12 protein-coding genes are annotated in these 12,717 nt (G+C 65.4%); 7 read left to right on the top strand and 5 right to left on the bottom strand.

From position 1 onward, the window contains the following. The first annotated feature begins 180 nt into the window (after nt 1-180). From J1C52_RS08485 to J1C52_RS08460, 6 genes are all read left to right on the top strand, one after another. Nucleotides 181-1,032 (top strand): universal stress protein, encoded by an 852-nt coding sequence (locus J1C52_RS08485; protein WP_227427502.1) that lies wholly within the window; start codon nt 181-183, stop codon nt 1,030-1,032. A 120-nt stretch (nt 1,033-1,152) separates the two neighbouring features. Continuing rightward, complete coding sequence (locus J1C52_RS08480) at nt 1,153-2,124, top strand: Bug family tripartite tricarboxylate transporter substrate binding protein (RefSeq protein WP_227427501.1); 972 nt, start codon at nt 1,153-1,155, stop codon at nt 2,122-2,124. 27 nt (nt 2,125-2,151) lie between these two features. After that, nucleotides 2,152-2,655, top strand: a complete 504-nt coding sequence (locus J1C52_RS08475) for a tripartite tricarboxylate transporter TctB family protein (protein ID WP_227427500.1) — start codon at nt 2,152-2,154, stop codon at nt 2,653-2,655. 22 nt (nt 2,656-2,677) lie between these two features. Continuing rightward, nucleotides 2,678-4,189: a tripartite tricarboxylate transporter permease gene (locus J1C52_RS08470; RefSeq protein ID WP_227427499.1), complete on the top strand. Its 1,512-nt coding sequence runs from the start codon at nt 2,678-2,680 to the stop codon at nt 4,187-4,189. Between the two features lie 63 nt (nt 4,190-4,252). Further along, complete coding sequence (locus J1C52_RS08465; protein WP_227427498.1) at nt 4,253-5,764, top strand: AMP-binding protein; 1,512 nt, start codon at nt 4,253-4,255, stop codon at nt 5,762-5,764. 11 nt (nt 5,765-5,775) lie between these two features. Next, entirely contained in the window at nt 5,776-6,756 is a 981-nt protein-coding gene (locus J1C52_RS08460) for a 2-dehydropantoate 2-reductase (RefSeq protein ID WP_227427497.1), read from the top strand. 117 nt (nt 6,757-6,873) lie between these two features. Here J1C52_RS08460 and J1C52_RS08455 read toward each other — a convergent pair whose 3' ends face one another. From J1C52_RS08455 to J1C52_RS08435, 5 genes are all read right to left on the bottom strand, one after another. Continuing rightward, nucleotides 6,874-8,796 (bottom strand): molybdopterin biosynthesis protein, encoded by a 1,923-nt coding sequence (locus tag J1C52_RS08455; protein ID WP_227427496.1) that lies wholly within the window; start codon nt 8,794-8,796, stop codon nt 6,874-6,876. 3 nt (nt 8,797-8,799) lie between these two features. Beyond that, complete coding sequence (locus J1C52_RS08450; protein WP_227427495.1) at nt 8,800-9,786, bottom strand: hypothetical protein; 987 nt, start codon at nt 9,784-9,786, stop codon at nt 8,800-8,802. Nucleotides 9,787-9,865: 79 nt separating this feature from the next. Next, on the bottom strand, nt 9,866-10,678 hold the full coding sequence (locus J1C52_RS08445; RefSeq protein WP_227427494.1) for a substrate-binding domain-containing protein: 813 nt from the start codon (nt 10,676-10,678) through the stop codon (nt 9,866-9,868). Between the two features lie 21 nt (nt 10,679-10,699). Beyond that, a complete protein-coding gene (locus J1C52_RS08440) occupies nt 10,700-11,416 on the bottom strand; it encodes a phosphate ABC transporter ATP-binding protein (protein WP_227427493.1) in 717 nt (238 codons plus the stop codon). Then, nucleotides 11,413-12,108: an ABC transporter permease gene (locus J1C52_RS08435; protein ID WP_227427492.1), complete on the bottom strand. Its 696-nt coding sequence runs from the start codon at nt 12,106-12,108 to the stop codon at nt 11,413-11,415. The genes J1C52_RS08440 and J1C52_RS08435 overlap by 4 nt, the downstream gene beginning before the upstream one ends. Nucleotides 12,109-12,213: 105 nt before the next feature. On the opposite strand from J1C52_RS08435, the gene tsaA reads away from it, so the two are divergent. Then, nucleotides 12,214-12,678 carry a tRNA (N6-threonylcarbamoyladenosine(37)-N6)-methyltransferase TrmO gene (gene tsaA, locus J1C52_RS08430; RefSeq protein WP_227427491.1) on the top strand — a complete coding sequence of 155 codons (465 nt, stop codon included), beginning with the start codon at nt 12,214-12,216 and terminating at the stop codon, nt 12,676-12,678. The last annotated feature ends 39 nt before the right edge of the window (nt 12,679-12,717 follow it).

Below are 12,717 nucleotides of genomic sequence, written 5' to 3'. Positions count from 1 at the left end.
GGGTTAAAAAACCAAGGAAAACTGCATTTTGCGAAAATTACCTAAAATTTGCCCTTGACGAAATATTAATATGCGTAATTTTGTTGCGAGCCGAGGGCGCTTCGCGACGTTTCCGTTCGCCTCGCCCGGCCAAAAAGCCAGACACTGGCCATGGAAGAAACGCACGGAGGGATGGGTGCGATGCTGAAGTCGATTTTGGTGCCGGTGCGCGGGGATGGCATGGTCGCGACCGTGCTGGCGCACGCGGCCGAGCTTGCCAAGCAACATGGCGCTCAGGTCAACGTCGTGCATTGCCGTGCGCAGGCCAAGGATCTGATTCCGCAAGGCATTCCGCTGAACGACTTCGCCAAGAAGGTGATGATGGAGCAAGCGGTCGAACTGGCCAACCGCCAGGAAGACCACCTGCGCGGCATCCTGCGCCGTCTGGCCAATGATTTCGGTCTGACCGAAGATGCGAGCGACGACAGCAAGCCGACCTGCACCTTCACCGAGGAAGCGGGCCGCATGGCCGATGTGGTCAAACATGCAGGCCGCCTCTCGGACCTGATCGTTCTGCCAAAACCGCAGCGCGAGCGGAACTTGGGCCAAAGCTCTTTGAAATCGGCGCTTTACGGGGCAGGGCGCCCGGTGCTGATCTGCCCGCCACAGCTGCAACCCGATGCGAGTTTCGCGCAGCATGTGGCCATCGGCTGGAACGGGTCGCTGCCCGCCGCGCGCGCCGTTGCCTCGTCTCTGAACATCGTTCATGCCGCCAAGCGGGTCAGCATCCTGACCGGCGGCAAGGTGCAGGCCCATGGCCCCACGGTCGAGGAATTGGCCGCCTATTACGCCTTGCGCGGGATCAACGCCGAGATCGTGACCTTCGCGGGCAAAGACCCGGCCAAGGAATTGCTGAAGACCTGCGAAAAGGTCGGGGCAAGCCTGCTTGTAACCGGTGCCTACAGCCATAGCCACGAAACCGAGATGCTGTTCGGCGGCAACACCCAACGCATTGTCGATGCAACGGAAATGCCGGTTCTGATGGCGCATTAGACGCCATCTTGTCACCACAGGGCCGCAGAGGAGCGGCCCCTTGTCAGCGTTTTTGCACGTCGCGCAGCCCGCGGCACAACCATCTCGGCTCGTCCGGGACACTTTCGGGAGGAGACCCCAATGAAACTGACCAAGCGCCTATTCCTTGCCATGGCGGCCAGCAGCACCATCGCAACGCTGCCGATGACCGCTTCAGCCCAAGACTGGGAGCCGCGCCGCCCCATCGACTTTACCATCATGGCCGGCCCCGGCGGCGGCGCGGACCAGATCGCGCGCTTCATCCAGTCGGTTGTCGAAGCCGGTGATCTGACCAACCGTCCGCTGATCCCAACCAACCGTGGCGGTGGGTCCGGCGCGGAATCGCTTCTGCACCTGAAGGACGCCCGCGACCCCGATCATACGCTGATGGTGACGCTGAACTCGTTCTACACCACGCCGATCCGTCAGGAAGCGCTGGGCGTCGACATCGAAACCTTCACCCCGATCACCATGATGGGCGTGGACCCGTTCGTGCTGTGGGTGCACAAGGATTCCGGCATCACCACCTTTGAGGAATATGTCGCCAAGGTTCAGGAAATGAACGGCGAATATGTCATGGGCGGCACCGGCACCGGGCAGGAAGACTCGATCGTGATCGCCTACATGTCGGGCGCGTTCGATCTGGACATCAACTACATCCCCTTCGACGGGGGCGGTGCAGTGGCCGCGGCGCTGGCCGGTCAGCAGATCATGGCGACCGTGAACAACCCTGCCGAAGCCAAGGGCTTCTACGAGTCGGGCGACTTCGTGCCGCTTCTGGCCTTCTCGGACGAGCGTATGGACGCCTATCCCGACGTGCCGACCATGAAGGAAAAAGGTCACGACTTCTCGTATTACAACCAGCGGGCCATCGTGGGCGCGCCGGGCATGTCGCCGGAAGCCGCCGAATACTATCGCGGTGTCTTCGGGCAGGTCTACGACAGCGAGCAGTGGCAGAACTACCTCGTGTCGGAAAGCTTGTCGCCGCTGCCGATGAACGAGGAAGAAACCCGCGCCTACTGGGCAACCCAGGTGGCGAACCACCGTCAACTGCTGTCTGAAATCGACAACTAAGCGAAGACCAAAGGAAAGAGGGCAGTCATGCGCCAAGGTGAGATTTCTCTTGCAGGGCTTCTTGCCCTCTTTTCGATCTACCTGATGTGGAAAGCGACAGAGCTTCCCATCGGGTATATCAGCGGGCGCGGTCCGGGGGGAGGGTTCTGGCCCTTCTGGCTGGCGCTGGGCATGCTGCTCAGCTGCATGGCCATCGCGTGGAACTGGTGGCGCCGGAAAACTCCGGCGTCGCAATCCGACGAGCCGCTGATGGACAGTTTCGGCTGGCTGACGCTGTTGAATGTCGGCGGTGGCGTCGTGGCCTTTGTCGCGCTGATCTCTGTCGTGTCGATGTATGGCGCGATCGCGCTGTTCCTGCTGTATTACCTGCGGTTTCTGGGCCGCCATTCCTGGGTGCTGACCCTGACCATCTCGATCCTGTTGCCGATCGGGCTGTTCTTCTTCTTCGAGGCCGTGATGCTGATTTCCATGCCGCAGGGCATGGCCTTCACCCAGCCTTTCTTCGACGTGATGTACGACATCATCTACTGACCCCTCAAACCCGAAGGTTGCCATGGAAGTTCTAGGTTTTCTGATCGACGGCATTTTTCTTGCGCTCGAACCGATCAACCTGATGCTGATCGTCATCGGCGTGACGGTGGGTCTGTTCATCGGCGCGATGCCGGGTCTGGGGTCTGTGAACGGCGTGGCGATCCTGCTGCCGATCACCTTTCTCGTGCCGCCCGGCTCTGCCATCATCTTTCTTGCCGCGATCTATTACGGCGCGATGTATGGCGGCGCGATTTCCTCGGTGACGATGGGGATCCCCGGTGCCTCTACCGCCGTGGCGACCACGTTCGACGGGCGGCCCTTGGCGCTGCAAGGCCGCGCCAGCCTTGCGCTTGTCACGGCGGCGCTGGCGTCCTTCGTGGGCGGCACGGTGGCCAATATCTTCTTCACGGCTTTCGCGCCCGTCCTCGCCTCTGCCGCGCTGTCCTTCGGCCCGCCCGAGATTTTCGCGCTGATGCTCTTGGCTTTCGCTACCTTCGTGGGGCTGAGCGGTGACGATGTGCCGAAAACCATCTTCTCGATCTGCCTTGGGCTGGTGCTGGCAACGGTCGGCTTCGACACCATCTCTGGCGCGCCGCGCCTAGTGCTGTTCGAAATCGACGGTTTCCTGCGCGGGATCGGGTTCATCGTGCTGGCCATCGGGGTTTACGGCATTGGTGAAATGCTTTGGACCATTGAACAAACCCGTGGCGAGATCACGACCAGCAACCCGAAAATGACCCTGAAGGGCATGGCTGCCGACGCGAAGGAAGCCACGAAGCGTGGCTGGAAGGGCACCTGGATCGGGTCGTTCATCGGCTTCTTCGTGGGTATCCTGCCCGCGGCGGGGGCGACGCCCGGCTCGCTCATGTCCTACGGCGTGGCCAAGATGGTGTCGCGCAACCCCGAGGAATATGGCCGCGGTTCCCCCGATGGCGTGGCCGCGCCCGAGGCGGCGAACAACTCGGCCTCAACCGGCTCCATGCTGCCCATGCTGACGCTGGGGATACCCGGTTCTCCGACCACGGCCATCCTGCTGGGCGGCATGGTCATCTGGGGGCTGGTGCCCGGTCCGCGCCTGTTCGTCGATGAAAGCGAATTCGTCTGGGGCCTGATCGGATCGTTCTACATCTCGAACGTGGCCGCGCTTATCATCAACCTTGCCTTCATCCCGCTTTTCGTCTGGATGTTGCGGATGCCCTTCACCATCCTCGCGCCGCTGATCTTCGTTCTGTCCATCATCGGCGGCTACGCGGCCTCGCGCAGTATGCACGACCTGTGGCTGATCGTGATCTTCGGGCTGGCCGCGTTCTTCCTGCGCAAGTTCGACTACCCGCTGGCACCGGCCGTTCTGGCCATCGTGCTGGGGCCGATTGCCGAACCCACCTTGCGGCAATCGCTGCTGTTGTCCTCGGGCGATCCGTCGATCTTCTTCACCCGTCCGATTGCAGGGCCTATCACGGTCATCGCGATCATCCTGATCCTGCTGCCGGCGTTGAAATATGTGCGCCGCAAGAAACCGGTGGCGAAAAGCTGATTGCCACCTGTCAAAACCTGAAGCACCTGCTTCGCCACAGACCAACAAGATGAGAGATACTCGATGAACACTATCGCAGATCTGATCCAGCGCCAGCCCGACAGTGCCAACGCCATCGGCGCCCCCGGTCGCGACTGGATGACCTATGGCCAGTTCAAGGCGCTTGCCGAAAGCGTGCGTGCCGCGCTGCGTGCGGCGGGCGTGGGTGCGCAGGACCGCGTGGCCATCGTGTTGCCGAACGGCCCGGAAATGGCGGCGGCGTTCATCACCGTCGCGCAGGCCGCGACCACCGCGCCGCTGAACCCGGCCTACAAGGAAGACGAATTCGCTTTCTACCTCGAAGACCTGAAGGCGAAAGCGATCATCGTCGAGGCGGGCTATACCGGCCCCGCCCGTGCTGCCGCCGACCGCTTCGGTCTGACCGTGCTGGAGCTGACGGCGACCGAGCCCGCCGGTATGTTCACCCTGTCCACCGATGTCACCGGCAGCGCGCCCGAAGGCGTGCCTGGCCCCGATGACGTGGCGCTGATCCTGCACACCTCCGGCACCACCTCGCGCCCCAAGATCGTGCCGCTTCTGCAATCGAATGTCGCGGCCTCGGCAGAGAATATCCGCGCCTCGCTCGCGCTGACCCCCGATGACGTGTGCCTGAACGTCATGCCGCTCTTCCACATTCACGGGCTGGTCGCGGCGGTCAGCGCCTCGCTTGCGGCGGGTGCGTCCATCAGCTGCACGCCGGGCTTCGACGCGCTCAAGTTCTACGGCTGGCTGGAAGAGGTCAACCCGACCTGGTACACTGCCGTGCCGACCATGCACCAGGCGATCCTCGCCCGCGCGAAGCGCAACGAGGACATCATCAAGAAGGCACGCCTGCGCCTGCTGCGCTCGTCTTCGTCTTCCTTGCCCGGCCCGGTCATGACGCAACTGGCCGAAACCTTTGGCGCGCCCGTGGTCGAGGCCTATGGCATGACCGAAGCCGCCCACCAGATGTGCTGCAACCCGATCGAGCCGGGTCGCCAGAAACCGGGTGCCGTGGGCCTGCCCGCCGGTCCCGAGGTGCGCATCGCCCATGAGATCGAGAACCGCCTTGTCGACGGCGTGGGCGAGATTGCCATTTCCGGCCCGAACGTGACGCCGGGCTATGAGGGCAACCCAGAGGCCAACGAGAAGAACTTCTTCGAGGCCGAGGGCAAGCGCTGGTTCCGCACCGGCGACCAGGGTGCCTTCGACGAGGACGGCTTCCTCGCGCTCACCGGCCGCCTGAAGGAAATCATCAACCGGGGCGGCGAAAAGATCAGCCCGCTGGAAGTGGACGGTGTGCTCTCCGACCACCCCGCCGTCGGCCAATGCGTGACCTTCGCCATGCCGCATGACAAGCTGGGCGAAGAAGTCGCCGCTGCCGTTGTGCTGAAAGAAGGCCAGACCGCGACCGACCGCGAGATCCGCGATTTCGCCGCCGAGCGTCTGGCGGCCTTCAAGGTGCCGCGCAAGATCCTGATCCTTGACGAGATCCCGAAAGGCGCGACCGGCAAGCTGCAACGCATCGGCTTGGCCGAGAAACTTGGTCTGGGCTAAGGGGATACGCCATGAAAATCTGCATTTTCGGCGCGGGCGCCATTGGCGGCTACATGGGCGCGAAACTGGCGCAGGTGGGCGCGGATGTCAGCCTTGTCGCACGCGGCCCGCATCTGAAAGCCATGCGCGAGAATGGCCTGCGCCTGATCGAGGAAGAGGGCGAGACGACCGTGAAGGTCACGGCCTCTGACAACGCCGCCGATCTGGGCCCGCAGGATTACGTCATCGTCACGCTTAAGGCGCATTCGGTGCCCCCCGTCGTGCCTAAGATGCAGCCGCTGATTGGCGATCACACGACCATCGTGTCGGGCGTGAATGGCGTGCCATGGTGGTATTTCCACAAGATTGGCGGGCCGCTGGAAGGCACGCGCCTTGAATCGGTCGATCCCGGCAATGCGCAATGGGACGGTTTCGGCCCCGACCGCGTGCTGGGCTGCGTGGTCTACCCCGCCGCCGAGGTGATCGAACCGGGCGTCGTCAAGCATATAGAGGGCACGCGCTTTTCGCTGGGCGAACCCGACGGATCGAAATCCGAACGGGCGACAGCATTGTCGCAGGCGCTGGCTGCCGCCGGTCTGAAAGCACCCGTGCGCCCCAAGATCCGCGACGAGATCTGGGTCAAGCTCTGGGGCAACCTGTCCTTCAACCCCATCTCGGCGCTGACCCATGCCACGTTGGAAACGCTCTGCACCGATCCGGGCACCCGCGAGGTTGCGCGCAACATGATGCTGGAAGCCCAAGCCATCGCCGAGAAACTGGGCGTCAAATTCCCCATCGACGTGGACCGCCGCATCCAGGGCGGGGCAGAGGTCGGCGCGCATCGCACCTCGATGCTGCAAGACCTCGACATGGGCCGCCCGATGGAAATCGACGCGCTGGTGGGCTCGGTCCAGGAACTGGGCCGCGTGACAGGGACGCCCACACCCACGATCGACACGGTTCTGGCGCTGGTCGCGCTCAGGGGCCGGGTTGCGGGCCTCTACGGTCACTGAAGACAGGGCGCGTCAGGACCATTACCGCCTGACGCGCCCTTTGCGCCTTTCATCCTTGCCCAAATATCCTGGGGGTCCGGGGGTGAAACCCCCGGCGGCTGGTCGCAAGGCGCAGCCTTAGATCGTGAAGCCACAAGCCTCCAACGCGCCGCCACTCGCCTGCAAGGCCGCTTCAAAGGCGGCCACGGCCTCGGGGTCGCGCGGGTCTTGCCAGACGGCGAAATCGTAATGCTCATCCGCGACGGGGATGAATCCCAACCCAAGCGCATCCGCCACCGGGCGGATTGCCATGCCCCAATCGGCGCGCCCCTGCGCCACCGCCGCCGCGACCGCGTTATGTGACGCGGGCTGGTTCCAATAGCCCGCAGGCCGCGCGCCGCCCAGCAGCCGGTCCAGCAGCACCCGCGTGCCCGATCCTTGGTTGCGCCCGACCATCAGCGCCTCTGGGTCGGCCAGCAGCGCGGCCATGGCCTCGTCCAGCCCGCGTCCCTCGGCCCGCGCATCGCCGGGCCGATAGACGATCCCTTGCATCCGCCGCCAGCCTTGGATCAGCCGCATCCCGTCCAGCAGGAAGGGGCGGTTATAGGTGCCGCTTTGCGCGTGCAGCAGATGGATTGGCGCGATGTCGCAATCGCGACGCCGCAGCGCCGCCAACCCCCCTTGCGACCCGGTGGCCAGCACGCGCGCGCTGATCCCGCGATCCGCCAGTTGCCCCGTCACCGCATCCAGCCCCACGCAATGGCTGCCGATGATGGCCAAGCGCGGCGGGGCGACATTGGCCCCGAAAAGCGTCACCTCGGCCCGTGTGCCGGGGGCCACGCTTTCGGCCAGCGCCGGCACGGTCAGGAACCCGTCGGCTTGGGCAAAGGCCGTGACCGCGCCCGACCCTTTGGCAACCGGGTGCGCGACCAGCCCCTCTGGCCCGTCCGTCAGCGCGACCATGGCAAATTCGGTGCGGCCCAGTTCCGAACTCATCCGCTGCGGCACCGTCGCCGCGACCCGTGCCGCGCCCTTGGGCGGCAGGCCCGCCATGGCGCGCAGCGCAGGGGCGACAAGCTCGTGAAAGGTGAACATGGCCGATGTCGGAAAGCCCGGCAGCACCACCACGGGTTTGCCATCGCACACGGCAAGGCAAAGTGGTTTGCCGGGTTTCAGCGCCACGCCATGCGCCACGATCCCCGGCGTGCCAAGCTCTGCAATCAGCGTGGTCGTCAGGTCGCCCGCCCCTTTCGAGGTGCCGCCCGACAAGATCACGGCGTCATGCGCGCCATGCGCCGCGCGGATCGCGTCGCGCAGCGCCCCTGCGTCATCCGCGATTGCGCTCAGGCGCACGGCCTCACCGCCCGCTTCCGCCACGGCGGCGGCAATCACCGGGCCGTTCGAATCGTAGATGCCCGCGGGTCGCAAGGGCTGGCCCGGTTGCACCAATTCGTCGCCCGTGGACAGAACCGCCACGCGCGGACGCCGCCAGACGGGCGCGCGGTCCAAACCCACGGCGGCCAGCATCGCAACCTCGCGCGCCGAAATGACCATGCCCTTGCGCAAAAGCGTCTGTCCGCGCGCAATGTCGGACCCGGCAAAGCCGATATGCGCGCCCGGTGCCACGGCGCGCGCAACCGCGATGCCGTCGCCATCCGGGTCGGTATGTTCGATCATCACCACCGCATCCGCCCCGCGCGGGATTGGCCCGCCGGTTGCGATGGGCGTGGCCGTGCCGGGGGCGACGGGCAAGGTGGGGGCGTGGCCGCAGGCAATGACCTCTGGGTTCAGTCGCAGATGCACCGGGTTCGCGGCCGAGGCGTCGAACAGATCCGCCGCGCGCAGGGCAAAGCCATCGACCGTGGCCCGGTCGAAGGGCGGCGCATCAACCGGGGCGGCGATGTCGCGCGCCAGCACGCGGCCTGCGAGCGTATCGAGTGCGACCTCTTCCTCGCCCAAGGGCGCGGGGGCAAGGGCGGCCCAGAACGCGGCTTCGGCGGCGTCGCGCGACAGGACCGTCAGGAACTGGCTTTGCCCGGCGGGCGGGATCATCTCTGTCATGGTCTATCCCAAGGGTTGGTCAAGCGGGGTCGCGGCAAGGGGGGTGCCTGCCGCACAGCCCTCGCTTTCCGGGGGCAGGATGGCGAAAGCATGAGCCGTGGCCAGCGCGCTGAGCGTCACCAGCCCCGCAGGCTGGGGCAGCCATGCGTCGCCCTCGGCCTGCAACAGCACAAGCTCTGAAAGGCCCACGGTGGATGTCACCTTGCGCGCGAGCGGCCTGCCATCCGCGCGCGGGCTTGCGCCCGACAGCCGCGCCAAGGCGGGCAGGGCGAGCGCATATAGCGCGGCTACCATCCCGTCGAAGCGGGCAGGCAGGTCCAGCACCAGACCGGCCGCATCGCGCGCCAGCCAGGCGGTTTCCGCCGGGCCAAGGGCGAGGCGGGGGGCATGGTTAGGGGTGCGGCGAAGGGTTAGGTCAGGCCGCTCTGTGCCCAGCTCTGCGCCCAGATCGGCCAACCAAGCTGCGACGAAATCCGCTTGCGTCGGGTCATCCAGTTGCACCGCCACGCGCGGGCGGCGGATTGTCACGTTTTGCACGCCTGCCTGTCTGGCGGCAAAGGCATGGCGCGCCGTCAGCCGCGTTTCCGCCTGCACCAAGACCGCGCCCGCGCGCCCGTCATGGCCCGCGCGACGTGCGCCATCGCCCGACGAGAGTGGGCGCATGGCCTCTGCCATCGCGCCCCAACGCTCGATCCCGTCCTCTGGCAAAACCGCGTCCGTGCCGGGCGGCAGTGCCGCGCCGGGGACGACCGCAACCGGGTCGGACAACGGCACCGGCGCGCCGGGGCTGGCACCGACAAGGTCGAGCGCCGCAACCGCCACGCCCGCGCGCAAGGCTTCCGACACGGGCGGCATGTCATGCGGCAGGACCACGTCACCGGCCAGAACGCCGCCCACGGCCAAGCCCGGCACGACCGATTGGGTCGGCACCGGCAGCACCCCGTTCAGCGCGGCGGACAGGCAGGTGGCCAAGGGCGTCAGACTGTTCATGCAGGGGATCTAGTCGCGCCTGTCGGTTTGACCATGGCCGCGCAGCGCTGAACTGCGTGCGGCCATGGTCGGGATTGGATTATTGCGCGTTGGGGAAGAACAATTGCTCGCCCCCGACCTGGTAGCTTGCAATGGCGTTCTGGCCTGCCTCGGACACGATCCAGTCGATAAAGGCCTGACCCGCCTCTGCCTTCACATGCGGATGGCGCTCGGGGTTCACAAGGATAATGCCGTAGGGGTTGAACAGGACCGGGTCGCCCTCAAAGCTAATCGTCAGCGGCCCACGGTTTTGGAAGGACAGCCATGTGCCCCGGTCGGTCAGCGCATAGGCGGGCACCTGCGCGGCGGTGTTGAGCGTGGCCCCCATGCCCGACCCGGTCGAGAGATACCATGCGCCGCCGGGTTCCACACCCGCCGCCGCCCAAAGCCGCTTCTCGGCGCTATGCGTGCCGCTATCGTCTCCGCGCGAGGCGAAGGGCGCTTGCGCACCTGCAATCGCGGCCATGGCGGCGGGGGCGTCGGCGGCATTCGCCAGTCCCGCCGGGTCATCCGACGGGCCGACGATGACGAAATCATTATACATCACGTCGAAGCGCTGGACGCCGTAGCCCTCGGCGACAAAGGCCTCTTCCTGCGCGCGGGCATGGACGAAAACGACATCGGCATCGCCGCGCCGCCCGGTTTCCAGCGCTTGGCCCGTGCCTTGCGCGATCACGCGCACCTCGATCCCGGTTTCGGACTGGAACAGGGGCAGGATATGCCCGAACAGCCCCGAATTCTCGGTCGAGGTGGTCGAGGCCACGGTGATGACCTCTTCCGCGCTTGCAGGCAGGGCCGCGATCAACGCCAAGCCAGAGGCAGCGGAAAGAAGGAAACGGCTTGTATGGGTCATGTTTTCTCTCCCGATTCTTGATTACCAGACCAGATCCCCGGCCAGAAAGGCTTGGGCCTCGGGGGTCTGGGGCCCCGCGAAAAACTGGTCGGCAGGCCGATGCTCGATCAGCCGCCCGCGATGCAAAAAGGCCACGTCCTGCGCCAGGCGGCGCGCTTGGCCAAGGTTATGGGTGGTCATCACGATGGTGATGCCTTCGTCCGCGAATTGCGCGACCATCTCCTCTATGATGCGGGTGGCAGAGGGGTCGAGCGCCGATGTCGGCTCGTCCAGAAACAGGATTTCCGGGTCCATCGCCCACGCGCGCGCCAGCGCCAGCCGTTGCTGCTGACCGCCCGAAAGCAACCGCGCGGGCTGATCCGTCATGTCGCGCAGGCCGAACCGATCAAGCGTCTGTGCCACTTTGGCGGCGCGTTCTGCGCGCGCCAGTCCCGCCAGACCCAGCGGATAGTCGATATTCGCCGCCACCGTCCGGCGCAGCAGGACAGGCCTTTGGAACACCATCGCCTGCGCGCGTGGGCGGGCGGCGCCAGTCGCCCATTTGCGCGTGCCCGATGTAGGGTCGATCAACCCATGGCACAGGCGCAGGAACAGGCTTTTGCCCGCCCCGTTCGGCCCCATCACGATCAGCCGCCGACCGGCGGGAATGTCGAGCGTTACGTCCGACAACAGGGCCGTGCCGCCCACCGCATAGCCCATGCCGCGCAGGGATAGGGGAAGAATGCCGCCCGCGCTCATCCCAAACGCCCCTTGGCCCATTGGCCCGCACCCCACGCGACCGCGTTCAGGCTGAGCGTCAGCGCCATCAGGATGAGGCCCAACGCCACCGCCAGCCCCAGATTGCCCCGGCTGGTTTCGAGCGTGATCGCGGTCGTCATGGTGCGGGTGTGGCCCGCGATATTGCCGCCCACGATCAACACCGCGCCAACTTCGGCGCTGGCGCGGCCAAAGCCTGCCAGAACGCCCGTCAGCAACGACACGCGCCCGTCCCATAACAGCGTCGGCACCGCGCGCCAGCGGCTTGCGCCGAGCGAGGTCAGTTGCTCGCGGTATTCGCCCCACAGGTCTTCGACCACCGAGCGGGTCAGCGACACGACAATTGGCAAGATCAGCACGGTTTGCGCGATAATCATCGCCGTCGGGGTGAACAGAAGCGCCAAAGACCCCAGCGGGCCAGAGCGGGACAACAGCAGGTAGACCAGCAGCCCCGCCACCACCGGCGGCAAGCCCATCAGCGCGTTGAACAGCACGATCACCGCGCCCCGCCCGCGAAACCGCGCCAGCGCCAGTGCAGCCCCCAAGGGCAGGCCCACCGCGCAAGCGATGACCACCGCGCTGAGCGTCACGCGCAGCGACAACCCGATGATCTGCACCAGCGCGCTATCCGCCGTTGCGATCAGGGTAATTGCTGTTGCAAAAGGGCCGTCCATGCAGAATCCTGATCTAAACGGGAAATAAAGAACAGAAATGCATAAAATCTGCAAACATGTAAATTATGCGCTTAAATGCAGTAAAATGCTAGTAAGGGGCTATCCATGACCACACCCCAACCCCTGCGCGACGGAGAGGTCGCTTGCGACACGCCCTTGCCCGTGGATGCGACGCTGGCCTTTATCGGCCATATACAGACGCCATGGCCCACCCGCGCAGACTGCCCGCGCCAAGGCGACCCGCTCGCGGGGCCGGATTGCACCATCGTCGTGGCCGCGCCATGGGATCGCGCGCTGGACGGGATCGACCAGTTCGAGCGGTTGGATATTCTGTATTGGCTGCACCAGTCGCGCCGCGATCTGGTGCTGCAAAACCCCAAACATGCCGATGCTCCGCGCGGCACGTTCAGCCTGCGTTCGCCCATTCGGCCCAATCCCATCGGTTTGTCGAATGTCCGGCTTGTGGCCCGAGAGGGCAATCGCCTGATCGTGCGCGGTCTGGAATGCGTGAATGGAACGCCGCTGATCGACATAAAGCCCGACCGTTGCCAGTTCACGCCCGTCGGTTAGGCTTGAAATCGGCGCGGGTTTGCGCAGATTACAGCGCAG

It is taken from the genome of Roseibaca sp. Y0-43 (assembly GCF_020667835.1).
GTDB lineage: Bacteria > Pseudomonadota > Alphaproteobacteria > Rhodobacterales > Rhodobacteraceae > Roseinatronobacter.
Note: the sequence above shows the minus strand (reverse complement) of the source record. Positions and strands in the feature narration are given on the sequence as shown.